The 24,212-nt window shown below is 62.2% G+C and carries 24 protein-coding genes; 20 read left to right on the top strand and 4 right to left on the bottom strand.

The window, feature by feature from the left end; translation table 11 throughout:
- Positions 1-91: 91 nt before the first annotated feature.
- Positions 92-1,480, bottom strand: coding sequence for a pyridoxal phosphate-dependent decarboxylase family protein (locus ACN0X9_RS05820; protein ID WP_417486670.1), 1,389 nt, complete (start codon positions 1,478-1,480; stop codon positions 92-94).
- 126 nt (positions 1,481-1,606) lie between these two features.
- On the opposite strand from ACN0X9_RS05820, the gene ACN0X9_RS05815 reads away from it, so the two are divergent.
- The 13 genes from ACN0X9_RS05815 (at position 1,607) to ACN0X9_RS05755 (ending at position 13,072) form a co-directional block, all read left to right on the top strand.
- On the top strand, positions 1,607-2,260 hold the full coding sequence (locus tag ACN0X9_RS05815) for a head GIN domain-containing protein (protein ID WP_417486669.1): 654 nt from the start codon (positions 1,607-1,609) through the stop codon (positions 2,258-2,260).
- A 133-nt stretch (positions 2,261-2,393) separates the two neighbouring features.
- The gene (gene rpmF / locus ACN0X9_RS05810; protein ID WP_011643350.1) at positions 2,394-2,576 is read left to right on the top strand and encodes a 50S ribosomal protein L32; all 183 of its coding nucleotides are present in this window, start codon (positions 2,394-2,396) and stop codon (positions 2,574-2,576) included.
- 154 nt (positions 2,577-2,730) lie between these two features.
- Positions 2,731-4,401, top strand: a complete 1,671-nt coding sequence (locus tag ACN0X9_RS05805; protein ID WP_417486668.1) for a formate--tetrahydrofolate ligase — start codon at positions 2,731-2,733, stop codon at positions 4,399-4,401.
- Between the two features lie 147 nt (positions 4,402-4,548).
- On the top strand, positions 4,549-5,823 hold the full coding sequence (eno, locus tag ACN0X9_RS05800; RefSeq protein ID WP_417486667.1) for a phosphopyruvate hydratase: 1,275 nt from the start codon (positions 4,549-4,551) through the stop codon (positions 5,821-5,823).
- Positions 5,824-6,116: 293 nt separating this feature from the next.
- A complete protein-coding gene (locus ACN0X9_RS05795) occupies positions 6,117-6,422 on the top strand; it encodes an FtsB family cell division protein (protein ID WP_417486666.1) in 306 nt (101 codons plus the stop codon).
- A 137-nt stretch (positions 6,423-6,559) separates the two neighbouring features.
- Positions 6,560-7,600 carry a pyruvate dehydrogenase (acetyl-transferring) E1 component subunit alpha gene (pdhA, locus tag ACN0X9_RS05790; RefSeq protein WP_417486665.1) on the top strand — a complete coding sequence of 347 codons (1,041 nt, stop codon included), beginning with the start codon at positions 6,560-6,562 and terminating at the stop codon, positions 7,598-7,600.
- 2 nt (positions 7,601-7,602) lie between these two features.
- Entirely contained in the window at positions 7,603-8,013 is a 411-nt protein-coding gene (locus ACN0X9_RS05785; RefSeq protein ID WP_417486664.1) for a nuclear transport factor 2 family protein, read from the top strand.
- Positions 8,014-8,066: 53 nt separating this feature from the next.
- Complete coding sequence (locus ACN0X9_RS05780) at positions 8,067-9,482, top strand: pyruvate dehydrogenase complex E1 component subunit beta (RefSeq protein ID WP_417486663.1); 1,416 nt, start codon at positions 8,067-8,069, stop codon at positions 9,480-9,482.
- Positions 9,483-9,487: 5 nt separating this feature from the next.
- Complete coding sequence (locus ACN0X9_RS05775) at positions 9,488-9,895, top strand: hypothetical protein (RefSeq protein WP_143742971.1); 408 nt, start codon at positions 9,488-9,490, stop codon at positions 9,893-9,895.
- Entirely contained in the window at positions 9,892-10,314 is a 423-nt protein-coding gene (locus ACN0X9_RS05770) for a GFA family protein (RefSeq protein ID WP_417486662.1), read from the top strand. Before ACN0X9_RS05775 ends, ACN0X9_RS05770 begins: the two co-directional genes overlap by 4 nt.
- 16 nt (positions 10,315-10,330) lie before the next feature.
- The gene (locus tag ACN0X9_RS05765) at positions 10,331-11,647 is read left to right on the top strand and encodes a pyruvate dehydrogenase complex dihydrolipoamide acetyltransferase (RefSeq protein WP_417486661.1); all 1,317 of its coding nucleotides are present in this window, start codon (positions 10,331-10,333) and stop codon (positions 11,645-11,647) included.
- Between the two features lie 8 nt (positions 11,648-11,655).
- Positions 11,656-12,060 carry a hypothetical protein gene (locus ACN0X9_RS05760; protein ID WP_417486660.1) on the top strand — a complete coding sequence of 135 codons (405 nt, stop codon included), beginning with the start codon at positions 11,656-11,658 and terminating at the stop codon, positions 12,058-12,060.
- A gap of 229 nt (positions 12,061-12,289) precedes the next feature.
- The gene (locus ACN0X9_RS05755) at positions 12,290-13,072 is read left to right on the top strand and encodes an acyl-CoA thioesterase (protein WP_417486659.1); all 783 of its coding nucleotides are present in this window, start codon (positions 12,290-12,292) and stop codon (positions 13,070-13,072) included.
- 1 nt (position 13,073) lies between these two features.
- Here ACN0X9_RS05755 and ACN0X9_RS05750 read toward each other — a convergent pair whose 3' ends face one another.
- Complete coding sequence (locus ACN0X9_RS05750) at positions 13,074-13,748, bottom strand: 2OG-Fe(II) oxygenase (RefSeq protein ID WP_417486658.1); 675 nt, start codon at positions 13,746-13,748, stop codon at positions 13,074-13,076.
- 55 nt (positions 13,749-13,803) lie between these two features.
- Positions 13,804-14,220, bottom strand: a complete 417-nt coding sequence (locus tag ACN0X9_RS05745) for an ACT domain-containing protein (RefSeq protein WP_417486657.1) — start codon at positions 14,218-14,220, stop codon at positions 13,804-13,806.
- Positions 14,221-14,299: 79 nt separating this feature from the next.
- Here ACN0X9_RS05745 and ACN0X9_RS05740 point away from each other — a divergent pair, with 79 nt between their 5' ends.
- The 3 genes from ACN0X9_RS05740 (at position 14,300) to ACN0X9_RS05730 (ending at position 16,944) form a co-directional block, all read left to right on the top strand.
- Complete coding sequence (locus tag ACN0X9_RS05740; protein WP_417486656.1) at positions 14,300-14,671, top strand: cupin domain-containing protein; 372 nt, start codon at positions 14,300-14,302, stop codon at positions 14,669-14,671.
- A 125-nt stretch (positions 14,672-14,796) separates the two neighbouring features.
- On the top strand, positions 14,797-16,197 hold the full coding sequence (lpdA, locus tag ACN0X9_RS05735; protein ID WP_417486655.1) for a dihydrolipoyl dehydrogenase: 1,401 nt from the start codon (positions 14,797-14,799) through the stop codon (positions 16,195-16,197).
- Between the two features lie 84 nt (positions 16,198-16,281).
- The gene (locus ACN0X9_RS05730) at positions 16,282-16,944 is read left to right on the top strand and encodes a hypothetical protein (protein ID WP_417486654.1); all 663 of its coding nucleotides are present in this window, start codon (positions 16,282-16,284) and stop codon (positions 16,942-16,944) included.
- A gap of 122 nt (positions 16,945-17,066) precedes the next feature.
- Here ACN0X9_RS05730 and ACN0X9_RS05725 read toward each other — a convergent pair whose 3' ends face one another.
- Positions 17,067-18,719 (bottom strand): AMP-binding protein, encoded by a 1,653-nt coding sequence (locus ACN0X9_RS05725; protein WP_417486653.1) that lies wholly within the window; start codon positions 18,717-18,719, stop codon positions 17,067-17,069.
- A gap of 253 nt (positions 18,720-18,972) precedes the next feature.
- On the opposite strand from ACN0X9_RS05725, the gene ACN0X9_RS05720 reads away from it, so the two are divergent.
- The 4 genes from ACN0X9_RS05720 (at position 18,973) to ACN0X9_RS05705 (ending at position 24,194) form a co-directional block, all read left to right on the top strand.
- On the top strand, positions 18,973-19,752 hold the full coding sequence (locus ACN0X9_RS05720) for a hypothetical protein (protein ID WP_417486652.1): 780 nt from the start codon (positions 18,973-18,975) through the stop codon (positions 19,750-19,752).
- Positions 19,753-19,813: 61 nt separating this feature from the next.
- Positions 19,814-21,109, top strand: a complete 1,296-nt coding sequence (locus ACN0X9_RS05715; protein ID WP_417486651.1) for a hypothetical protein — start codon at positions 19,814-19,816, stop codon at positions 21,107-21,109.
- 115 nt (positions 21,110-21,224) lie between these two features.
- Entirely contained in the window at positions 21,225-23,660 is a 2,436-nt protein-coding gene (locus tag ACN0X9_RS05710; RefSeq protein WP_417486650.1) for a M1 family metallopeptidase, read from the top strand.
- Positions 23,661-23,684: 24 nt separating this feature from the next.
- A complete protein-coding gene (locus tag ACN0X9_RS05705) occupies positions 23,685-24,194 on the top strand; it encodes a DUF6702 family protein (protein ID WP_417486649.1) in 510 nt (169 codons plus the stop codon).
- The last annotated feature ends 18 nt before the right edge of the window (positions 24,195-24,212 follow it).

The raw sequence follows: 24,212 nt of genomic DNA, 5'->3' as shown, positions 1-24,212 counted from the left end.
CGGGCGAAAGTCAGGGAGCTAGCTGGTCGCCACCACATAGGTCCCTGTACTGCGTCCGGCCTGAGCCGGACATCCGACAGGGATGACAAAATTACAGCGCCCCCAGCTCCCCCACCACCTCCACAGCCTCCATCACATCGTCCCGCGTGCAATCAAACTGCCCGACCTGGAAGCGGATCACATAGCGGCCGTCATGGCGGGTCTGGGTGAGATAGGTGCGGCCGTCGCTGTTGATGCGTTCCAGCAGGTCCGCGGTCGCTTCATCGCCGGCCTTGCAGGCAAAGCTGAACAGGCTGAAGCGGGGCTCGGTGACAATCTCCAGGCCGGGCAGGGCGCGGATCGCCTCGCAGGCCTCGTTTGACCAGGCGATATGGTTGCGGATGCGGGTGCGAAGCCCCTCCAGCCCGTAGGCGCGGATCAGGAACCAGAGCTTGAGGGCGCGGAAGCGGCGGCCGAGCGGGATGGTCCATTCGGAATAATTGACGGCGTCATCCATGCCCGGCGTTTCCAGATAATCCGGTCGCAGGGTGAGGGATTTGAGCTGGTCGGTGGGATCCTTGAGGAATTGCACCGAACAATCGAACTGGGCGCCGAGCCATTTGTGCGGGTTGAAGACGATCGAGTCGGCCTTCTCTGCACCTTCCCAGACATGGCGCAATTCCGGACAGATCATCGCCGAGCCGGCCCAGGCGGCATCGATATGGGTGTAGAGGCCCTCGGCTTGCGCGACCTCGATGATCGCCGCCACCGGATCGCTGGCGCCGATCGAGGTCCCGCCGACGCAGATCACGATGCCGGCAGGCAGATGTCCGGCGGCGCGGTCGGCCTGGATGGCCGCGCGCAGGGCCTCCGGATTCATGCCGAAATCATCGGTGGTGGCGATCTTGACCAGATTGTCCTGACCGACCCCCGCCACCCAGCAGGCCTTGTCGACTGAGGAATGCGTCTGCGCCGAGGCATAAATGCGTGGTGCCTTTTCTCCTGCCAGGCCTGTACGAATGCCGCGCCAGTCCAGCGCCCGTTCACGCATGGTCATGATCGCGGAGAGGGTGGCCGAGGAGGCACTGTCCTGGATCACGCCGCGCCAGCCATCGGGCAGGCCGACCGCCTGGCGCAACCAATCCACCATGCGGGTTTCCATCTCGGTCGCGGCCGGCGAGGTCTGCCACAGCATGCATTGCGCCGCCATGGTCGAGACGAGCTGTTCGGCGAGCATGGATGCCGGCGCGGCATTGGCCGGGAAATAGGCAAAGAAGCGTGGATGCTGCCAGTGGGTCATGGCGTCGGGGACGATCCGTTCGAAATCGGCGAAGATTTCGGCCATGTCGGTGGCCTCTTCGGGCGGCGTGACGGGCAGGGCGCCGAGCACGTCTCCCGGCCTGGTCCGGGCCCGTACCGGCCGGTCTCGCAGTGATTCGAGATAGCGCACGGACCAGTCGGCGATGCGCCGTGACCATTGGCCAAATTCTTCGAGCTTCATCGTCTTCCCCGGTGGCGGTCGCGGTTTTTTACATCGCCCGTGCATCTAAACCCATTGTCACACGCATCCGCAGGACAATGCCGCTATCATGTGGCCAAGGGATCAAACGGGATCAAGGAGACTGCCATGCGTTTTGAACGCCTCACCATCCTCGCCAGCACGGCCCTGGCAGCGCTGAGCCTTGCCGCTCCGGGCTTCGCCCAGGACAGCGAGGGCCGCGACCTGGCCGGCTTCACCGCCATCGACGCCAATGGCGGTTTTGAGCTGGTCGTTGTGCAGGGTGAGACATTCTCCGTCGAGCTGATCGGGGATGCCGATGACTTCAGCGATATTGAAACCGAAGTTGATCGCGGCACGCTTGAAATAGACCAGGACACTGGCTGGTTTTCGCGCCGCCACAGCCTCGACGTCGTTGTTCAGGTCACCATGCCGGCGATCGAGGCGCTGGAGTTCGGCCGCGGGATCCGGGCCGAGATCTCGGAGATCGATTCCGACCAGCTCGAGGTCGATGCTTCCACGGGAAGCTCCGTCCGGCTGTCCGGCCGTTGTGGGGCGCTGGAGATCGACGCCTCCACCGGCACATCGCTGAATGCGCGCGGTCTTGTCTGTGCCCGGGTTGAAGTGGATGCGTCGACCGGCGCGTCGGTGTCGGCTCACGCCACGGAGGCGTCAGACAGCTCGGCCAGCATGGGCGCGTCGATCCGTATTCATGGCAATCCACCATCCCGGCATGGTCGCAGTTCGATGGGCGGATCGGTCAGCCATCCCGCCGGCGGCTGACGTGATTGGCAGCGCGGCCTGCATCAGGCCGCGCGCCATGCTTGCACCGCGTTGATTAAGCCTGTATACGGCGCGGCTCGAACGGATGGTGAAAGCTGTCCCGACCACTGATTCATAGCGCTGGAGAGGCTCAATGGCCGTCCCTAAAAGAAAAACGACGCCGAGCAAACGCGGCATGCGCCGGGCCCACGACGCCCTGTCGAGCCCGGTCTATATCGAAGACAAGGACAGCGGTGAGCTGCGCCGTCCGCACCATGTCGACCTGAAGTCGGGCATGTATCGCGGTCGCCAGATCCTCGAGCCGAAGGACGACTGAGTCGTCGCAGGCTGACCGGCCCGCTGGTCACAAATCTGACAAGAAAACGCGCTTGGCCATTGCCGGGCGCGTTTTTCTTTGCGCGCTTGCGCCTGGCGCTTGCACAAGCCCGCAACTTCCCCAAACTGTCGGCGACCAATCGACAGGGGACGACATGCGCAGTGATATCGAAATCGCCCGTGCGGCGAACTTGAAACCCATGGCCGAAATTGCGACGGGGCTGGGTATTCCCGAAGATGCGATCATCCCGTTCGGTCGGTCAAAGGCCAAGGTTTCCGGCGACTTCATCGCTACGCTGCAAGAGCGCCAACGCGGCAAGCTGATACTTGTCACCGCGATCAGCCCGACCCCGGCGGGTGAGGGCAAGACCACGACCACAGTCGGTCTCGGCGATGGCCTCTCCCGGATCGGCAAGAAGGTCGCCATCTGCTTGCGCGAGCCGTCCTTGGGTCCCTGCTTCGGCATGAAGGGCGGGGCGGCCGGCGGCGGCATGGCCCAGGTCGTGCCGATGGAGGATATCAATCTCCATTTCACCGGCGATTTCCACGCCATTACATCGGCCCACAACCTGCTCGCTGCCTTGGTCGACAATCATGTCCATTGGGGCAATGAGCAGCAGATTGACAGCCGCCGCATCGCGTTGCGCCGCGTTCTCGACATGAATGACCGCTCCCTGCGCAATCTGGTCACCGGGCTGGGCGGGCCGGCTCATGGCACGCCGCGCGAGGGTGGGTTTGACATTACCGTGGCCTCCGAAGTCATGGCGATCCTGTGCCTGGCCCGCGATCTGGCGGACCTGGAAGACCGGTTGGGCAATATCGTCGTCGCCGAACGGGCCGATCGCAGCCGGGTCACGGCGCGCGATATCGGTGCCGCCGGAGCGATGACGGTTCTCCTGAAGGACGCCTTCCAGCCCAATCTGGTGCAGACGCTGGAGCACACGCCGACCTTCATCCATGGCGGTCCCTTCGCCAATATCGCCCATGGCTGCAACACGCTGGTCGCCACTGACACGGCGCTGCGTCTGGCCGATTATGTGGTCACCGAGGCCGGGTTCGGGGCGGATCTCGGGGCCGAAAAATTCTTCGACATCAAATGTCGCAAGGGCGGGCTGGAACCGTCGGCCGCCGTCCTGGTCGCCACGATCCGGGCACTGAAAATGAATGGCGGGATCCCGAAGGATCAGCTCGGCAGCGAGAATGTCGCAGCGGTCGAGGCCGGCTGCGCCAATCTGGGTCGCCATATCGAGAACATGGCCAAATTCGGCGTTCCGGTCGTTGTCGCGATCAACCATTTCACGGCTGACAGCGAGGCGGAGGTCGCGGCCGTCCAGACTTTTTGCGAAGCGCGTGGCGTGAAGGCGATCCTGGCGACCCATTGGGCCGAAGGCGGGCAGGGCACGGAAAAACTGGCCGAAGCTGTCAGCGAGCTCGTGGAAGGCGGCCAGAGCCGGTTCGCCCCCCTTTATCCGGACGACATGCCGCTGGTCGACAAGATCGAGACCGTGGCCAAATCCATCTACCGCGCTGGATCGGTGGTGTTTGAACGCTCGGCGCGCCTGCAACTGGAGCGCTGGCAGGAGGCCGGATACGGGCATCTGCCCGTGTGCATGGCCAAGACGCAGTATTCCTTCTCGGCCGATCCGGCCCTGACCGGGGCGCCGGAAGGTCATGAACTGCCCGTGCGCGAAGTTCGCCTGTCGGCGGGGGCCGGTTTCGTGGTGGCGGTCTGCGGCGCGATCATGACCATGCCCGGCCTGCCGCGGAAGCCGGCAGCGCTGGACATCCACCTCAATGCTGAGGGTGAAGTAGAAGGACTGTTTTAGACCGCAGGGTTCGATGAACAGGACAGTCGAGCGCACTAATTTCGGGTGTTCGCGGTAACACGACGCATTACCCGCACCGGCGGGCTTGCGTATGGGCCAGCCTTGGTTATGAAGCGCCCAACGCGCCCTTACCTTGAAGAGAGTCCCATGACCGCCATCACCGACATCATCGCACGCGAAATCCTCGACAGCCGCGGCAATCCGACGGTTGAAGTCGATGTTTTGCTGGAAGACGGTTCCTTCGGTCGGGCCGCTGTCCCGTCGGGCGCCTCGACCGGTGCCCATGAGGCCGTTGAGATGCGTGATGGCGACGAGCGCTATGGCGGCAAGGGTGTCCTGAAAGCCTGCGACCTGGTCGAGGGCGAGATCTTCGAAGCCATCGCCGGCATGGATGCCGAGGATCAGCGCCGCATTGATGAGGCGATGATCGAGCTGGATGGCACCGCGAACAAGGCCCGCCTGGGCGCCAATGCTATGCTGGGCGTGTCGCTCGCGACCGCCCATGCCGCTGCCGACGTTCAGGGTCTGCCGCTCTATCGCTATATCGGCGGCATGAATGCGCGCGTCCTGCCGACCCCGATGATGAACATCATCAATGGCGGCGCCCATGCCGACAATCCGATCGACTTCCAGGAATTCATGATCATGCCGGTCGGCCTGCCCAGCTTCTCCGAAGCCCTGCGCTGCGGTGCCGAGGTCTTCCATGCGTTGAAGTCGCGCCTGAAGGCCGACGGCCTGAACACCAATGTCGGCGATGAGGGCGGTTTCGCGCCGCATCTTCGCTCGGCCGAGCAGGCGCTCGACGTGATCATGGATGCCATCGAGGCAGCCGGCTACAAGCCGGGCGAGGACGTCGCCCTGGCCCTCGATGTCGCTTCGACCGAATTCTACAAGGACGGCCAGTATGTGCTGGAAGGCGCCGATGAGAGCCACGACGCCGACGGCTTTGCCAAATATCTGGAAAAGCTGGCCAATAAATATCCGATCGTTTCGATCGAGGACGGCATGGCCGAGGATGACTGGGATGGCTGGCGTGCGTTGACACAGCGCCTCGACGGGAAATGCCAGCTGGTCGGTGATGATCTCTTCGTCACCAATCCCGAGCGCCTCGCCAAGGGCATCGAGACCGGTGCCGCCAACGCGATCCTGGTCAAGGTCAACCAGATCGGCACGCTGTCGGAGACCCTGGACGCGGTCGACATGGCACTGCGCTCGGGCTATGGCGCCGTGATGAGCCACCGTTCCGGCGAAACCGAGGACGCCACCATCGCCGACCTCGCCGTCGCCACCAATTGCGGGCAGATCAAGACCGGCTCGCTGGCCCGCTCTGACCGTACGGCCAAGTACAACCAGCTGCTGCGAATCGAGAGCCTTCTGGGTGAGACGGGCATGTTTGCCGGACCGTCCGGTCTGGCCAGCTAGGCGTCAGCGGCACTTTTCAATTTTTGTCATCCCTGATGGACGCCCCGCGCAGGCGGGGCGAAAGTCAGGGACCTATGTGCCTGCAACCTGTTAGGTCCCCGTCGTGCGTCCGGCCTTCGCCGGACATCCCACGGGGATGACAAATCGGGGCCATCATCCAGCCCCAATCCGGCCCAATCCCTTACCCAGACCTGAATCCCGGATTCACGACTCCTAAAGTGTGATCGTGTTGAATCACCCTTGCAGAAGAACACGGTGCAAAAAGCGCCGGTCTCAAAGAGGGTGTATGGGTTTTGGACGCGATCAAGCGCTTTTCCACAACAGCATTGCTGACCGTCGCGATTGCCTATTTCGGCTATCACGCACTGACGGGTGAGCAGGGTGTGTTGAACTGGATCGTGGTCGAGACCGAGATCAGCGAAGCCGAGGCAGAGCTGGCCCTGGCCGTTGCCGAGCGTGAGGCGCTCGAGGATACCGCGGCCCGCCTGCGCTCCGACAGCCTCGATCTCGACTATGTCGAGGAGCGGGCCCGCGACATTCTCAATGTCGCCCATCCGCGTGAATTCATCGTCGAGATCGATACCGAAGACCGTCGCTGAACGCGGCGGGTCACGATGAACCGCTTTTCCCCATTTGAGTGAATCACCGCTTCGCGCTTGCCCGTGCAGTGCGTCATCTGCTATGCGGCGATGGACGTCAGATGGGAGCGCGAAGAATATATTTCGCGTGCGAATTAATGACCAGCAAGCGCACTAGCAAGACCGCCGCATCCAAGTCGGCTGCCAAAACGACCAAGACCGTCGCGCCGGGAACCGCCGGAAAAGACGAGTTGCTTCAGTATTATCGCGACATGCTGATGATGCGCCGCTTCGAGGAAAAGGCCGGCCAGCTCTATGGCATGGGCCTGATCGCCGGCTTCTGTCACCTCTATATCGGCCAGGAAGCGGTCGTCACGGGCATCCAGGCGGCGCTGGAAGAGGGCGACCAGGTCATCACTGGCTATCGCGACCACGCGCACATGCTGGCCTGCGGCATGGACCCGAAAGGCGTCATGGCCGAGCTGACCGGCCGCGAGGGCGGCTATTCGCGCGGCAAGGGCGGCTCGATGCACATGTTCTCCCGCGACAAGCAATTTTATGGCGGTCACGGCATTGTCGGCGCCCAGGTGGCGCTGGGCACGGGTCTGGGTTTTGCCGACTGGTACAAGAATAACGGCAAGCTCTCGGTCGCCTATTTCGGCGACGGCGCGGCCAATCAGGGCCAGGTCTATGAGAGCTTCAACATGGCCAAGCTGTGGAACCTGCCGGTCATCTATGTGATCGAGAACAACCAGTATGCCATGGGCACCTCGGTCAAGCGCGCCTCCTCGGAAACGGCGCTGCACAAGCGCGGCATCTCCTTCGGCATTCCCGGCGAGGAAGTCGACGGCATGGATGTCGAAGCGGTCAAGCGCGCTGCCGAGAAAGCCGTCAAGCACGCCCGTGGTGGTAATGGCCCCTATATCCTGGAGATGAAGACCTACCGTTATCGCGGTCACTCCATGTCCGATCCGGCCAAATACCGCACCCGCGAGGAGGTCGACGACATCCGCTCGCACCACGACCCGATCGACCTGATCAAGAAGCGTCTGGTTGAAGGCAAGCACGCGACCGAAGACGAGCTCAAGGCGCTCGACAAGGACGTCAAGGCGATCGTCAACGAAGCCGCCCAGTTCGCCAAGGACAGCCCCGAACCGGACCCGAGCGAGCTCTACACCGACGTACTGGTGGAGGTCTGATCATGACACCGCAAGTCAAACACTTCCTCGACAATTGGCACCAGGCTGTGCGTGAGCGCGATGCCAACCGCTTGGCCTCGATCATTGCCGAGGGCTGCGAGCTGCATTCGCCGGTCGTGTGGAAACCCTCGGCTGACAAGCATTACCTGCTTCACATCCTGATGGGTGTGATCACGGTGGTTGAAGGCTTCGACTATCGCCAGGAATGGGTGAACGGCAATGAGCTGATGCTTGAATTCACCGGCACGGTGGAGGGCAAGGGCCTCGTAGGGATCGACAAGATCACCCTCAATGATGAAGGCCGGATGGTCCGCATCGAAGTGCTGATCCGCCCGATGAACACGCTGATGGAATTTGCCGGGAAGATGCGCGAGCACGCCCTGCGGTACAAACCCGAAGCCGCCAACGGTTGATGCCGTGCCGGTCTCCGGCGCACGACAAGATTTGACACAGGACAGGTAGAGCCATGTCGATTGAAATCCTTATGCCGGCCCTTTCTCCCACGATGGAAGAGGGCACGCTCGCCAAGTGGAACATCAAGGAAGGCGACACCGTCGAGAGCGGTGACGTGATTGCCGAGATCGAAACCGACAAGGCGACGATGGAAGTCGAAGCGGTCGAGGAGGGCGTGGTTGCCAAGCTCCTGGTCGCCGCAGGCACCGAGAATGTGAAGGTCAACGCGCCGATCGCCATTCTGGCCGAAGATGGTGAGGATGCCAGCGCTCTCGAGGCGCCGACGTCCAAGGCAGAGGCGAAGGACGAGACACCGGCCGCCAATGGCTCCGATGATGCCGACAGCGACACCGACAGTGACTCTGACACCTCGGATGCCGAGCCGGAGATCATCGACTATAGCCGCCCGGAGGCCTCCGATCCTGAAGTGCCCGAAGGCACGAAAATGATCTCCACCACGGTCCGCGACGCGCTGCGCGATGCGATGGCCGAGGAGATGCGCCGCGATGACACCGTCTTCGTGATGGGTGAGGAAGTCGCCGAATACCAGGGCGCCTACAAGGTCACGCGCGGCCTCTTGGACGAGTTCGGTCCCAAGCGCGTCGTTGACACGCCGATCACCGAGCACGGCTTTGCCGGCCTGGGTGTCGGCGCGGCCTTCAACGGGCTGAAGCCGGTCGTTGAGTTCATGACCTTCAACTTCGCCATGCAGGCCATCGACCACATCATCAACTCCGCCGCCAAGACGCTCTACATGTCCGGCGGCCAGATGGGCTGTCCGATCGTTTTCCGCGGTCCCAATGGCGCCGCCAGCCGCGTCGGTGCCCAGCACAGCCACGACTATTCCTCCTGGTACGCCAATGTGCCGGGCCTGAAAGTCGTTGCGCCCTATGACGCGGCCGACGCCAAGGGCCTGATGAAGGCCGCTATTCGCGATCCCAACCCGGTCGTCTTCCTCGAGCACGAGCTCATTTATGGCGAGAGCTTTGACGTGCCGGACGTGGAAGACTGGGTCCTGCCGATCGGCAAGGCCAAAATCCGCCGCTCGGGTTCCGACGTCACCATCACCGCGCATTCCCGCATGGTGGGTTACGCGCTTGAGGCTGCCGAGATCCTGGCCGGCGAGGGCATCGACGCCGAGGTGATCGACCTGCGCACCTTGCGTCCGCTGGACACGGATACCGTGGTGGAATCGGTCAAGAAGACCAATCGCATCGTCTGCGCCGAAGAGGGTTGGGGCCGCATGGGTGTCGGTGCCGAGATCGCTGCTGTCGTCACCGCCGAAGCCTTCGACTATCTCGACGCTCCGCCCGCCCGCGTCCACCAGGAAGACGTCCCTCTGCCCTATGCCGGCAATCTGGAAAAGCTCTCTTTGCCGGGCGTGGATGATATCGTGAAGGCGGTGAAGGCCGTCTGCTACGCGGAGTAGGAGTTGTGTTCGATTTTTCGAAATCAGAATTCAGGGAGTGGAAGCCAGCCATTCCGCCCGGGACGTACGACTTCATCTCCTGTCACGCGGAACTCGGGGAGCTTTCGCTGAAACTGATGTCGCGCGAAAATGATCGCCAAGACTCTTTTGCCTGTGAGTTCGTCTCCACGCCGCTCTGGCACTGCATAGTTGAGGATGAGAGGCACCAAGACCAGCTCTTGCGTCTGACGTCGGTCAACATGTTTGAAGTGCTCAATTCCCCTGTCATCTCCGGTTTTGTCGAGAATGAGATTGTTTTTGACAAGCCTGACGCGAAGGCTCGGCATTGGGTTATTCTGACCATACAGGAATGCATTCACATTCTCGCGCTGGATGAACCAAAGGTGCGAACGATTTTCGGCGAGGATACATGACCAACTCCCCCACCAAATCCTGGCGCCATGGTGAGTGTCATTGCGGTGAGGTCGGCTTTGCCGTGAACCTGCCGGACAGTGTCGTCGCCCTGTCGTGCAATTGCTCGATCTGTGCCAAGACCGGTTTCATCCACCTCATCGTGGAAAAGCCGGACTTCAAGATCGAGCGCGGCGCCGAGAGCCTGACCACCTACACATTCGGCACGCATGAGGCCAAGCACCTGTTCTGCTCGAAATGCGGCGTGAAGAGCTTCTATGTGCCGCGCTCGCATCCTGATGGTTGGAGCGTCAATCTGCGCGCGCTCGACGTCGATGCCGACCTCCAGCTGCGCTTCGAGGAATTCGACGGCGCGAACTGGGAAACGAACGCTTCCAAGATCAACCCCGAACTGGCCCAACCGGGCGCCAATGACGCCTGAGGCGAGGACTGAAACCATGTCGATTGAAATCCTGATGCCCGCCCTGTCGCCCACCATGGAAGAGGGCACGCTCGCCAAATGGCACGTCAAGGAAGGCGATGTCGTGGAAAGCGGCATGGTCCTGGCCGAGATCGAGACCGACAAGGCGACGATGGAAGTCGAAGCCGTCGATGAAGGCACGGTCGGCAAGATCCTGGTCGAGGACGGCACCGAGGGCGTCAAGGTCAATGCCGTGATCGCCATCCTTCTGGAAGAGGGTGAGACAGAGGTTTCTGCCCCGGCGCCGGCGGCGCCGGCCCCCTCCGTCAGCTCCGCTGACACCGCCCCCGCAAGCGGTGGAGGAAAATCCGAGCTTGTTTCTGCCCCCGCGAGCGGGGGAAGTGGCTCCGCCAAAGGCGGAGACGAAGGGGGCGCCGTCGAGGGCGGCGAGAACCGCATCAAGGCCAGCCCGCTCGCCAAGCGCATCGCCGCCGACAAGGGTCTGGACCTCAAAACCATCGACGGATCAGGCCCGTATGGCCGGATCGTCAAGCGCGATGTCGAGAACGCCCAGCCGTCCGCCGCTTCCACGGCCTCGGATGCCCCCGCCGCCAAGCCCGTCGACATGGACGATCCGCTCAAGGCCTATGGCATTGCCCGCGACCGCTATGACGTCGAGAAAGCCGACGGGATCACCAAGATTTCGGCCAAGCGCCTGTCGGACAGCTTCCGCGACATCCCGCATTTCCCGCTGACGGTCGATTGCCGCATCGACGCGCTGATGGATTTCCGCAAGCGCATCAATGCCGCCGCCGAGAAGGATGGCGACAAGGTTTCGGTCAATGACATCCTGATCAAGGCCTCCGGCCTGGCCCTGAAGAAGGTCCCGGCCGCCAACTCGTCCTGGATCGAGGGCGGGATGATTGCCCGTCACAAGCATGCCGATGTCTCCATGGCCGTGGCCATTGAAGGCGGCTTGATCACCCCGATCATCGCCGATGCGGATCAAAAGGGCCTGGTGCAGATCTCCCGCGAGTCAAAAGACCTCGCGGCACGCGCCCGTGATCGCAAGCTGAAGCCGGAAGAATTCCAGGGCGGCACCTTCTCGCTGTCCAATCTGGGCATGTTCGGCATCGACAGCTTCGCCTCCATCATCAATCCGCCGCAGGGCATGATCCTGTCGGTCGGGGCCGGCGAGCAGCGCCCGGTCGTCAAGGACGGCGCCCTGGCCATCGCCATGGTGATGACGGTGACGCTGACCTGCGACCACCGCGTCGTCGACGGCGCCACCGGTGCGAAATGGCTGCAGGCCTTCAAGACCTATGTCGAAGACCCGATGACGATGTTGATGTAGGTGCGGGCGTGACCGAACACTGTTCCTGCATGGGCAAGCTGGCAAACGGATTTGATGGTCCCCCGTCGACCAGCTTGAAATGGGTCTTTGCCCAGAGGGGCAAGGCTGCATTTTCAGATGAAGCAATTTGTTTCAACGGACGGGAATTCAGGTTTGAGGACGTCGAAAACCTTCGGCACTATCGCCTCAAATCCGTGCTGGGGTTTGTCTCCGGCCGTGTCGTCCAGTTCCAGCATGGCGGCGAGTGGTGGAATATCGGTCTCAATGCGTGGTGTTCCGGATGGAAATCGCTTCCGGCGGACGTCGTAGTTTCAACAACCCGCCTGCGCGTAGGGTTCGGCGGATGGCTTTACCGGATCGCCGTCTTCGGCGGGCTCGGATTTCTCGTTTGGTGGACAGTCTTTGCAGGTTAGTCGCTTTGGTTCGTCGAGATACGGCGCGTCGCGCGGAAAGGGACATTGGTCTCTTGGCAGCCAGCAGGCCTCAGCGTGTTTCTTCAGTCAAGGGCGCCGAAGGCGCCGCGCTGCGGGCATGCCCCTTGACTGAAGAAACACGCTGAGGCGTCGTCTCGGCAAGCGATCAATGGGCGGGTGTGCGCAAGCGCCGGTCGTCAGAAATCACCGACAAAGTGAGACCATCCCCATGACCCAGCCCCGACATCTCGCCGAAATCCGTCATACCGATCTCGTCTTCCCCGACCAGAGCAATCACCAGGGCTCCTATTTCGGTGGCGCGGCGATGGCGGAGATGGACAAGATCGCCTTTCTGGTCGCGGCGCGTCATGCCCGGCGGCCGTTCGTGACCGCCTCCTGTGACAAGCTGGATTTCGTGGCACCGGTCCATGTCGGCAATCTGATCGAACTGACCGGACAGGTGCGCATGGTCGGCCGCACCTCGCTCATCGTCGATGTCGAGCTGGCGGCGGAGGACCTGACCACCGGCGCGCGTCATGTGTGCACGCGCGGCGCCTTCACCATGGTCGCCGCGGACCGCAAGACCAATCCTGACCGACTGCCGCCATCGCCCGACGCCGCCCCGAATTTTGCGCCCAGCCCTCCGGCCTATGCGCGCACGCTGCAACTCGTCTTCCCGGGTGATACCAATCATCTCGGGCAGTTGTTTGGTGGCAATGCCATGTCGATCATGGGCAAGGCCGCCTACATCGCCGCCTCGCGCCATACGCGTTTCGATGTCGGCATGGCGGCCTCCGACAAGATCGACTTCATCGCGCCGACGCGTGAAGGCGAAATGCTGGATGTCATCGCCGAGGTCATCAAGGTTGGCCGCACCTCGATGACGGTCAGCGTTCTGGCCGAGGCCGAAAACCTGATGACCGGCGAGCGCCGCAAGGTCGGCACGGCGGATTATGTGATGGTTGCCCTGGACGATGAGGGCCGACCGACGCCTGCCGGTGCACTGGGATAGTCTAGGGTGCAATCGGCAGGGCCCTGACCTGCAGCGCCGGGGCTAGGCCTCGATCATTGCAGCGATGCCAGCCGGCAATCGAGAAGCGCTCGCGGTGAGAGACCGTCACCTCGTGCGGGATTTCCTCGGACAGGAAGATGACCAGCGTGCCGAATTCCGGACGCAGTTCGGTGAGGACGACATCGCCCTCGCCATAGATGCGCAAATGGCCGCCATCGCCTTCACGCCAATGGGGATTGAGGTAGAGCACCGTGGAAAGGACCCGGTTTCGGGCGCCGCGGAAACTGTCGAGATGGCGTTTGTAGAAGGCGCCGGCCTCATAGACCGCGAAATGCGCTTCGAAGGCGAACAGGCCCAGCATCAAGCGCGCATTGACCTCGCGGCGCAGGGTTTCCGCGAAAGCCAGCCAGGCGGTCTGTCCCGGCGTCGAGCCGTCGAGCCATTTCGTCTTGTCGCGGCGGACGCGGGCGATCAGCTCGTGATCATCGGCGCGGCCAATGCCGGCCAGGGTGAGGGCGTCTTCCTGCCAAAGAGATTCGGCCTCGAGGCGCAAGGCGGCCAGCATGTCGGTATCGGTCAGGCGCACCGCGACATATCCGGGCCCCGCGAGGGCATCGCAGACTGTATCCATGTCGAGGGCGGGCAGGCCGGTCAGGCCCGATGGGAGAAGGCTCAAACGCGTGGGTCCGATCGATCAGGGTGCGCGCTGGTACGCCCGGCGGGGTGCGCGGTCAATCGAATTCGCGCCCGCTGGCACGGGCCAGCGCCTTTAAGGCGGCGAGGGCGTCGCCCAGCCGGTCTTCAGGCACGAAAACATGGTCGTGGAAATAGCCGGCCACCGGATTGCAGCCGATCCCCCCGGCGGCCAGCGTCGCGGCGATATGTGCCATGAAACCAACCGCTTCGAGCGAAGAATGGATGGCAAGCGTGATCCGGCGACAGGCAAAGACCGGCTCCAGGCCCGCCGCCTGCGCGTCGTCGAAGGGCAGGATCAGGGTCACGCCCTCCGCCTCGACAAAGCGCATCAGGGCCTGCCCCGCGAACGGGTCGAGGCGGGCAGCGGGACCGGTGACAAATCCATAGCGCACCGGGTCCGGCTCAGGCCGCAATCCAGCCAACAGGACGTTCAGATCACTGATACCGGTCATTTCGAAGCGCTCCCGCTTGCCGCTAGAATCGTTGCTATAAGCGACAATGAATAGTGAGTCGCACGAGGGGAGCGGACAGATGACGGTAGAGGTGATCTCGCTGGTGGATAAGCACAGCCAGTTTGACGAACCCTGGTCGCCCAAGCGGATCGCCAAACTCGACAATTACGAGCTCAAGCTGGCCAAGGGCGAGGGCAGTTTTGACTGGCACTGCCATGAGGATGAGGACGAATTATTCTTCATCAGCCAGGGCATTCTGAAGATCGAGATCGAGGGACAGGACCCGGTCCTGCTGGGCCCGGGTGAGCTGTGTGTGATCCCCAAGGGCGTGCGCCACCGTCCCGTCACCCAGACTGAAACCGTCCATATCCTGCTGATCGAGAAGGCCGGCGTGACCAATACCGGCGACAATCCCGACAGCGACCTGACCCAGGAACTTGTGGACCTGTAGCCCGGTCCGCCGCCGCATCCACCGCCAGGGTTTTCGTGTCCGCCATTGATCTGGACGGGGGCAACTGCTATCCCGCGAACAGATTATACGCATCTGTTTCGTATGCAAAATAAATGAGGATGGCCATGAGCGCAGGCGCTTTCGACGTGATCGTGATCGGTGGAGGCCCGGGTGGCTATGTGGCCGCGATCCGCGCTGCGCAGCTGGGCTTCAAGACCGCCGTAGTGGAGCGCGACAAGCTGGGCGGCATCTGCCTCAACTGGGGATGTATCCCGACCAAGGCGCTGCTGCGCTCGGCGGAAGTCTATCATCTCATGCAGAACGCGGCTGATTTCGGTCTCTCGGCCGAGAAGATCGGGTTTGACATTGACGCTGTGGTCAAACGCTCCCGCAAGGTGTCTTCACGGCTGACCGGCGGGATCGGCATGCTGATGAAGAAGCACAAGATCACGGTGATCGAGGGCTCCGCCTCGCTGGACAAGGGCAAGGATGCCCCCACGGTCGTCGTCGGCAAGGATCGCTATTCCGCCAAGCATGTCATCCTCGCCACTGGCGCGCGGGCCCGTACGATCCCGCAAGCCGGGCTCGAGCCGGATGGCGACAAGATCTGGACCTATCGAGAAGCCATGGTGCCGACCGAGATGCCCAAATCCCTTTTGGTCATCGGCTCCGGCGCCATCGGTATCGAATTCGCCAGCTTCTATTCGACAATGGGTGCCGAGGTGACGGTGGTCGAGATGATGGACCGCGTCCTGCCGGTTGAGGACGAGGAAATCTCTGCCTTTGCTGCCAAGAGCTTCAAGAAGCAGGGCCTGAAACTGAAAGTCTCGGCCCAGGTCGAGAAGCTGGAAAAGACGGCCAAGACGGTGAAGGTCCACGTCAAGGACGCCAAGGGCAAGGTCGAGATCGTCGAGGTCGAGAAGGTCATCATGGCCGTCGGCATCGCTGCCAATATCGAGAATATGGGTCTGGAGACCCTGGGCGTGAAGATTGATCGCGGCCATGTGGTCAATGACGGTTTCGGGCGCACCAATGTGAAGGGGCTCTACGCCATTGGCGACGTCGCCGGCCCTCCCTGGCTGGCGCACAAGGCTTCGCACGAAGGTGTGGTCTGCATCGAAAAGATCGCCGGCGAGAATGTCCACGCCTTCGAGACCGGTAATATTCCCGGCTGCACCTATTGCCACCCGCAAGTCGCTTCTGTCGGCCTGACCGAAGCCAAGGCCAAGGAAGCGGGACACGACGTCAAAGTCGGCCGCTTCCCCTTCGTCGGCAATGGCAAGGCGATTGCCCTGGGCGATGACCAGGGCCTGGTGAAAACCGTTTTTGATGCCAAGACCGGTGAGCTTCTGGGTGCCCATATGGTCGGCCCGGAAGTGACCGAGATGATCCAGGGCTATGTCGTCGGTCGCCAGCTGGAGACCACCGAGGCCGAACTCATGCACACGGTCTTCCCGCATCCGACCCTGTCGGAAATGATGCATGAGAGCGTGCTCGACGCTTACGGACGTGCGCTCCACATCTAGCCGATGCAGAAAAGGTGAGGTGGTTGCATCCGATTTGGCAATGCCGCGCATCCTAGGGGCAAACCAGAGCCTTGCGAGGATGCCATGCTGACCCGATCCCTTATCTGTGCCACCACCGCCATCGCCTTGAGTGCCTGCACCTATTCGGTGTCAGGCCATGGCGAGAACCGTTCCGTAGAAAGCGCCGGCCTTGTGGCCTCGCGCGATGTCGACGTTCCCGGTGATGCCGAGTTCGCCGGCATGTTCGTCGGCGCTGACGGCGATGTTGGTGGTGACCTTGATCTGGCTGGTGCCAGTGTGCGTTCGAATGCGCGCGTCGGCGGAAACCTCTTTGCAGCTGGCGGGCGTGTCCGCTTCACCGGGGAAGTCGCCGGCGACGCCGAAATCGACGCCGGGACCGGCTATGTTGACGCCATCATCCGCGGCGACGCCGTGATTGCCGCCGGTCGTATTACGCTGGACGGCCGCATCGACGGGGCTCTGGAGATGGATGGCGGCCGCATGATCCTGCGGGCTGATGTCGCAGGACCGGTACAAATCCGTGGCCAGGGTCGTGATGACAGCCGCAATGGCCGCGTCGATATCGCCGGGCGATTGCAACAGGGCGGCCTGATCTGCGCCGCAGAGGTCAATATCCGCCGAGGTGCCACAGTCGAGGGCGATTTGCGGATCGTGTCCGATCGTCGTCCCGATGGCGACGGCTTCACTTATGAAGCCCTGGACGGGCGGGACTGCGACCGGGTCTGACCCGGCCTTCCGACCCGCTGCCCCCTTTCGGGGTCTGCGCATTCGCTTCCCACCGGGAAGCCCAGCTATCCCAAGCCCCCTTGTCCCGGCTGGATGTGTCAGACCCCGGAAACCCTCACAGCCTACTCGGCCGGCTCGGTGACCGGGGCTTCGGCCTCGGCCATCAGCGATTCGACCGTCTTCTGAACCGTGCCGTAATCCGTCTTGCCGGTCCCCAGCACCGGGATGCTGTCGACCTTGATGATCTTGCGCGGGATGGCGAGTTCGGAAATGCCGTGATTGCGGGCGAAGGCCACGAGGTCGCCGCGGTCGGCCTTGTCGTAATCGGTCAGCAGGATGACCTGCTCGCCCTTGCGCTTGTCCGGGATGGCGGCGGCGGCATGCATGTTGTCCGGCCACAGCGAAGTGGCACAGTTTTCCACCACGGCCAGTGACACCATCTCGCCGCCCAGCTTGGCGAAACGCTTCACCCGCCCGCGGATCGAGATGAAACCCTCGTCATCAATCGAGACGATATCGCCGGTATCGTGCCAGCCATCGACCGGTGCTTCCAGCTCCAGCGGTGCAGTCGGCCGGATATAGCCCTTCATGATATTCGGGCCCTTGATGTGCAGTTGTCCGCCATCATTGATGCCGGGAACCGGCACCAGGCGAGCCTCACAACCGGCCATGATCTGGCCGACGGTGCCGGGGCGGTTATTGTCCGGCTGGTTGACCGAAAACACCGGGGCGGCCTCGGTCAGTCCATAGCCTTCGACAATCTCCAGATTGAAGCGTCGGCGCAGCGAGGACCGCGTTTCGTCCTTCACCCTTTCGGCACCGCAGACGGCCATGCGCAGGGAGGACAGGTCGTCAGCCCCGGCGGCACGGGCATACTGGTTCATGAAGGTGTCGGTTGCGAACAGGATCGTCGCCTTGGTTTCGGCGATACGCTTGACGATGGTCTTGGCCTGAAGGGGCGTGGGATGGCATATCGCCGGCACACCCAGTCCCAGCGGCACCAGTACGCCGCCCGTCAGTCCGAAGCAGTGAAAGGTGGGCAGGGGGTTGAACAGCACGTCGGTCGGCAGGATGCGGATATGGTCCCGGACCTGCTCGACATTGGCCAGAAGATTGGCATGGCTCAGGACAACGCCCTTCGGGTCGCCTTCAGTGCCGGAGGTGAACAGGTAAACCGCAGGACTGTCCGGATCCGGATGAGCGCGGACCAGAAAGGGCGCAACCATGCCGACGGCTGCGGCGACCTTGTCCATCGTCGACAGGTTCTCGCGAACGTCCTCGAGATAGATCAGCTCGTGGTCTTGCTTGAGGGTCGCCTCGAGTTCCTCGAGCTCGCCGAGCTCGATGAAACGGCGGGCCGTGACAATCCGCTTGGCTTTGCAGGCCCGGCAGGCGGCTTTGAGCGCCCGCTCGCCAGCGGTGAAGTTCAGCATGGCCGGGACGCGGCCATAGGCCGACACGGCGTAGAACGAGATGATGGCGCCGACGCCGGTGGGCAGAAGGACACCAACGGCTTCTCCAGGCTCGGTACCGGCCTTGAGCGCGTGGCCCAGGGCAAACACCGCCTTGGTCAGGTCGCCGAAGGTCAGTTCGCGCCCGTCGGCATCGACGGCAGCCAGCTTCTTGCTGCCATACCGCCGCTTGGAATCGAGCAGGGCGGCGAAGACGGATTTGCGGATCCGGTTGAGATTGAAGTCACCGCCGGAATAAACCTGACCTTCGGTCGGCAAGGCGGTATCGGCCGGAATGTCTCCGGCGGCTGCACTGTCAGCCATGAAATCCTCCCATCGGCATCCTTGTAGGGCGGATGCTCGTTTGACCGTCGATATTACGCGCGGCTGACGCATAGGGAAGGGGGAGGAATGATTCACATCCACAACCCCCTCACCACATCGCGATTTACGGAAATAATTTATCGAAAAACGAAAAAACCGGTTGATATCGATTTTCGATAATGTATGCTCCGATTCAACGCTGGGGAGCGTTTGACCGGGTCTTCAAATGACCCTGAATGGAACGGAGACTTGCATGCAAAAGGTCCTGTTGGCCGCTACGGCCCTGACCACTGCGTTGATGACATCGGGCTGCGTGATCGTGGTCGATGGCGACAGCGACGGCGACAGCAAGATGGTGCGGGGCCATGCCGCCCGCACTGCAGATGGCTATGTCGTCCTCGATCGCGACGGCGATTACAGCCGCCTGGCCGGTGATTTGAATTTGCGCGGTCGCATCGGCGGGGATCTCAGCCTCGTGGCTGGCGATATTGATGCCGATGATCTCCAGGTCGGTGGCGATGTTTCAATCGCTGGCGGCGAAATCAGTTTTTCCGGCCGTATTGGTCGTGAAGCGTCGATTGCCGGCGGTGACATTCAATTCACTGCCACAGTTGGTGACGAGCTTAGCCTAGCTGGCGCCGAGGTTGATTTTGACGGTCGCGTCGAAGGCGAGGCGGCCCTGGCTGCAGCCGAGATGACAGTTGGGGGCTGGTTCGGTGACGAGCTTCACGCCCACGCTGAAGACATTCGTTTCACCGGCGAAGCCACTGGACCGGTCACATTTGTCTCTGCCAAAGAGCTCAATCGTAATCGCCGAAACCGGGATCGCGGACATGTCGAGATCAGCGGGTCGCTGGAAAACGGCGGCCAGATCTGCGCGATCGACGTCGTTTTCACTGATACGGCCCGGGTTCGCGGAACCATTACTGTCTGGTCGGAAAATGCACCGGTCACACAGTCCGGTGCCCAGGTTTCCGGGCTTGACTACCAGCCGCGGAATGGGCGCGATTGCGACGACCTGATCGATGACTGACCTTGAGCAGTCGGTATTTTAATCCTGACCTGACCGCCGGGGGGCGCAGGGAGATTTGACAATGAACATCAATATGATGCGAAATTTGGTAATGGCTGGGGGGCTGGCCATTACCCTTATTACCGGTGCTGCGACCGCTCAGGTTATCGGCGGTGAAGTGAATGTCGAAGGCAGCAGTCGTGATGTTATCTTCCTGGGCGGAGAGATGGATGTCCGCGGCCAGATCGATGGTGACATCAAGGGCGTCGCCGGGAGCATCCAGGTCAATGCCGATGTCCGCGGCTCAGTGCAGCTTGTTGGCGGGGAGATCGATGTCTCCGGCACAATCGGCAATGACCTCGATGTGGCGGGTGGCGAAGTGTTTTCCGATGCCCAAGTCAGCGGTGATGCCAATTTCGCCGGCGGCGAGTCATTTATCGAAGGGACAATCGCCGGTTTTCTCAACGCTGCCTCCGGCCATATCGAAGTTGACGGTCAGATCGGCCGCGATGCCAAACTGGCGGGTGGTTATATCCTGGTTTCGACATCCAGCCGTATCGGCGGTTCCGCCGAGATTGTCGGCGGAGACGTCCACCTGGAAGGTCAGATCGACGGGCTGGCCGACATTGAAGGTGGTGAAATTCACCTGTCCGGTACTTTCCTGGATGATGTCGAGATCATGGCCGAGGAGGTCTACATCCTCGCAGGCACGCGCGTGAGCGGTACGCTCACCATCCGCTCACCCAACGATCCGGTGATCGCCGACGGCGCCACATTCGGCACTTATGACTACGAGTATTCCGAGTTCAATTTCGGTGCGGAAGACTGGGAGGATGTCGATTTCGACTTCGATTTCTTCCCGTCAATGGCCGTGTTCGGCCTGTTCATTCCTGGCGCCGCCTTCCTGTTGGCCGCCCTGGCCTTGTTGATCGCTCCGGGTGGTACCCGTGCGATCACCCGCAAATTCCGCGAGCAGCCGGTCGTCAGCGGCTTCCTGGGCTTCATCGGCTTTGCCCTGTCACCGGTCATCCTGGTCGTCCTGACCGTCCTGCTGGCGGTCACGGTCATCGGTGTCCTGCTGATCCCGATCATGTGGGTTATTTTCTGGCCCTTCATGCTGCTTTGCATGGGCTTTGGCGCCATTGCGGTTGGCGACATGATCTTCAATCGCAAACCGGACGAAAAATCGCTCGGCCTCGGCATGCGACTGGTCTCGTCCTTTGTGGTGGTCGCGGTCTTTGCGGCTCTGGGATCGGTCACCGTGCTGGGTTTCTTCGCCGGGTTTACCCTGCTCTTCATCGGTTTCGGAGCGTGGATGCTGTCACTTGGCAAGCGACGGGATCGTGGTGCCATTCCGGCTTCGGACCCGGCGGTTTAGGTGCCCCCCGGCGGGTCGCATCATGACAATGCGGTAAGACAGGGGTGACCCGCCCAGAGGTGCGCGCTAAATCTTTCCTCGAATACAGCCCAGACAACGGGGTAACGGGGACATCATGCGCACTCTCACCATTTTCGCCCTGGCAGCAGCGACCGCGACCTTCAATGTCGCGGTCGCCCAGCCCATCCAACAGACCGTCAATGACTGGCAGGACGCTTTCCGCCAACTAGAGGATGAGGACTGGCCGTCGCCGAACCGCGAACGCCGCGCCACCGGCGCGCCGGGTCCGGATTACTGGCAACAGCAGGTCGATTACGACATCGATATCCGGCTCGATGAAGAGGCCAAGCAGCTCTTCGGGACCGAGACGGTCACCTACACGAATAACGCGCCGGACACGCTGGACTTCCTGTGGTTCCTGCTCGACCAGAACCGCTTCCGTCCCGATTCCATTGCCGTAATGACCGAGACAGTCGGCGGTGGCGGACGCGCATCGGGCCGCGTTGGCGAGTCGATGCCGGAAGGGATTTCTGCCAGCTCGCTGCGGCGTCGCCAGATGCTCAATGAGGATGGTTACGGTTTCAATATCACTGGCGTCACCGATGCCGATGGCGAGCCGATGGACTTCACCATTGTCGACACGCTTTTGCGTCTCGATCTGGATGAGGATCTGGAAACCGGCGACAGCGTCACCTTCACGATCGAGTGGGATTACCGCCTCGTCGAGAGCCAGGTCATCGGCGGGCGCGCCGGTTGGGAATGCTTTGAGGAAACCGAGGATACCGGGGCCGACTGCATCTACCAGATCGCCCAATGGTTCCCTCGCGCCGCTGTGTTCTCCGACTATGAGGGCTGGCACAACAAGGCCTTTCTGGGCCGCGGTGAGTTCGCGCTCGAATTCGGCGATTACGACGTCTCGATCCGGGTGCCACAGGACTTCATCGTCTCGGCGACCGGTGTTCTGCAGAACCCCGACGAGGTCCTGACCGAACCGCAGCGTGAGCGTCTGGAAGAGGCCCGCACGTCTGACGAACCGGTCTTTATCGTCACCCCGGCCGAAGCCCGCGCCAATGAGCGTCGCGGTACCCGGTCGATGGCGACCTGGGAGTTCCGGGCCGAGAATGTCCGCGATTTCGCCTGGGCCGGTTCACGCAAATTCATCTGGGACGCGGTAGGCGTGGAGCAGGACGGGATGGGCCAGGCGCCTGATCTCGTCATGGCGATGTCGTTTTATCCCAATGAAAGCGAGCCGCTCTGGTCGACCTTCTCGACCCGCGCCGTCGAGCACACGCTGGACGTCTATTCGGATTTCTCCTTCCCCTATCCCTATCCGGTCGCGCAATCGATCGCCGGTCCCCAGGGCGGGATGGAATACCCGATGATCACCTTCAATGGCGGCTCCTATGGCCGTCCGATGGTCGATGATGACGGCAATCTGAGCTACTCGGAAAGGGCCAAGCGCGGCCTGATCGGCGTGATCATCCACGAGATCGGCCACATCTATTTCCCGATGGTGGTGAATACCGATGAGCGCCAGTGGACCTGGATGGATGAGGGCATCAACACCTTCCTGCAATTCCAGGCCGAGCAGCAGTGGGAGGAGGGCTTTCGCTCTCGTCGCGGCGATCCGGACCTGATTGCCGACTATATGGCGTCCAGCAGCCAGATGCCGATCATGACCCAGTCGGATTCAATCCTGCAATTCGGCTCCAATGCCTATGGCAAGCCGGCCACGGCGCTGGTCGTACTGCGCGAGACCGTGCTGGGCCGCGAGCTGTTCGACGATGCCTTCCGGGCCTATTCCGAGCGCTGGCGTTTCCGGCGTCCGACGCCCTATGATTTCTTCCGCACCATGGAAGAAGTGTCCGGCGTTGATCTGGACTGGTTCTGGCGTGGCTGGTTCTACTCCACTGACCATGTCGACATCTCGCTCGACCGGGTGATCGAAGGCACGTTCAACACCGAGGATCCGGCCATCGAGAGCCTGCTGGAACGGGCTGACGACACCGAATTCCGCGAAAACCTCACCCCGCAGCGCAATGCGGCGGAGGGCATCGTGACCTATGCTGATCGCAATCCGGAGGTCCGGGAATTCTATTCACGCAATGACCCGTTCACGGTCACCGAGCGGGAACGCGAAGCCTATGAGCGCTTCCAGGGCGAGGTCGAGGACTGGGAAGCGGAGATTCTCGCCAGCGGGACACGCGTCTATTATCTCGACTTCACCAATGAGGGCGGGGTGGTCATGCCGATCATCCTGGAATTCACCTTTGCCGACGGCACGACCGATCTGGTCCGCATCCCGGCCGAGGTCTGGCGTTACAATCCGCGCAATGTGACCTGGACCTATGTCACGGATCGCCAGGTCGTCTCGGTCGAGCTCGACCCGCTGCGCGAGACCGCCGATGCCGATCGCACGGATAATTACTATCCGCCGCGCATCGAGCCGACGCGTCTGGAGCTCTATCGTTCCAGCTCGAACCCGTCGAGCATGATGGATGACATGGACCAGCGCGTGACCCGTGACAGCGTCCGCACGCGACCGGAATAGGCTTCAGGAGAACGGATCAACCCCATGCGCCTCCGTTCCACTTTCCTGACCGCACTGGCGGGGCTGTCCCTGGTGACAGCCCCGACCCTCGCTCATCGCATGCATGCCGGCGTCACCGAGATTGCCGTCAATGAGCGCACGCAAGAGCTGGAAATCATCCACCGCATCTATGGTCATGACCTGATGGAAGCGCTGGACCGGACCGAGCTCGATGCCGCCACCTTCCTGGCCACACCGGAAGGCCTGGAGGCGGCCGGGACCTATGCCGGCGAGACCTTCCGCATGGCCGACACGGACGGCGAGCTCCTGGCGCTCAGCTATGTCGGTGCCGAGGTCGATGGCGAGTTTGCCTGGATCTATTTCTCCGCCGCCATCCCGGCGCAGCAGGCCAGTTTCATTGTCGACAATGATCTGCTCGCCGAAACCTTCGACGACCAGGTCATGATGACAAACCTGCGCTTCAACTCGGCGGTCCGCACAGCCATGCAGGGACCGGGACGACGCGCCCCGGTCCGGATCCGCTTTTCCGATTAGGGCCAGCCAGACCCTGGG

It is taken from the genome of Maricaulis sp. (assembly GCF_048268525.1).
Classification (GTDB): Bacteria; Pseudomonadota; Alphaproteobacteria; order Caulobacterales; family Maricaulaceae; genus Maricaulis.
The sequence above is the reverse complement of the archived record's forward strand: the minus strand, read 5'-3'. Positions and strand labels throughout refer to the sequence as shown.

Bases quoted from the DNA above. Each gene is read 5' to 3' on its own strand.
- ACN0X9_RS05740 (WP_417486656.1), top strand. From the start codon at position 14,300: ATGACGGTAGAGGTGATCTCGCTGGTGGATAAGCACAGCCAGTTTGAC.
- ACN0X9_RS05705 (WP_417486649.1), top strand. From the start codon at position 23,685: ATGCGCCTCCGTTCCACTTTCCTGACCGCACTGGCGGGGCTGTCCCTG.
- ACN0X9_RS05710 (WP_417486650.1), top strand. From the start codon at position 21,225: ATGCGCACTCTCACCATTTTCGCCCTGGCAGCAGCGACCGCGACCTTC.
- ACN0X9_RS05720 (WP_417486652.1), top strand. From the start codon at position 18,973: ATGCAAAAGGTCCTGTTGGCCGCTACGGCCCTGACCACTGCGTTGATG.
- eno (WP_417486667.1), top strand. From the start codon at position 4,549: ATGACCGCCATCACCGACATCATCGCACGCGAAATCCTCGACAGCCGC.
- ACN0X9_RS05785 (WP_417486664.1), top strand. From the start codon at position 7,603: ATGACACCGCAAGTCAAACACTTCCTCGACAATTGGCACCAGGCTGTG.
- ACN0X9_RS05765 (WP_417486661.1), top strand. From the start codon at position 10,331: ATGTCGATTGAAATCCTGATGCCCGCCCTGTCGCCCACCATGGAAGAG.
- ACN0X9_RS05815 (WP_417486669.1), top strand. From the start codon at position 1,607: ATGCGTTTTGAACGCCTCACCATCCTCGCCAGCACGGCCCTGGCAGCG.
- ACN0X9_RS05770 (WP_417486662.1), top strand. From the start codon at position 9,892: ATGACCAACTCCCCCACCAAATCCTGGCGCCATGGTGAGTGTCATTGC.
- lpdA (WP_417486655.1), top strand. From the start codon at position 14,797: ATGAGCGCAGGCGCTTTCGACGTGATCGTGATCGGTGGAGGCCCGGGT.
- rpmF (WP_011643350.1), top strand. From the start codon at position 2,394: ATGGCCGTCCCTAAAAGAAAAACGACGCCGAGCAAACGCGGCATGCGC.
- ACN0X9_RS05755 (WP_417486659.1), top strand. From the start codon at position 12,290: ATGACCCAGCCCCGACATCTCGCCGAAATCCGTCATACCGATCTCGTC.
- ACN0X9_RS05780 (WP_417486663.1), top strand. From the start codon at position 8,067: ATGTCGATTGAAATCCTTATGCCGGCCCTTTCTCCCACGATGGAAGAG.
- ACN0X9_RS05730 (WP_417486654.1), top strand. From the start codon at position 16,282: ATGCTGACCCGATCCCTTATCTGTGCCACCACCGCCATCGCCTTGAGT.
- ACN0X9_RS05820 (WP_417486670.1), bottom strand. From the start codon at position 1,480: ATGAAGCTCGAAGAATTTGGCCAATGGTCACGGCGCATCGCCGACTGG.
- ACN0X9_RS05745 (WP_417486657.1), bottom strand. From the start codon at position 14,220: ATGACCGGTATCAGTGATCTGAACGTCCTGTTGGCTGGATTGCGGCCT.
- ACN0X9_RS05715 (WP_417486651.1), top strand. From the start codon at position 19,814: ATGAACATCAATATGATGCGAAATTTGGTAATGGCTGGGGGGCTGGCC.
- pdhA (WP_417486665.1), top strand. From the start codon at position 6,560: ATGACCAGCAAGCGCACTAGCAAGACCGCCGCATCCAAGTCGGCTGCC.
- ACN0X9_RS05805 (WP_417486668.1), top strand. From the start codon at position 2,731: ATGCGCAGTGATATCGAAATCGCCCGTGCGGCGAACTTGAAACCCATG.
- ACN0X9_RS05725 (WP_417486653.1), bottom strand. From the start codon at position 18,719: ATGGCTGACAGTGCAGCCGCCGGAGACATTCCGGCCGATACCGCCTTG.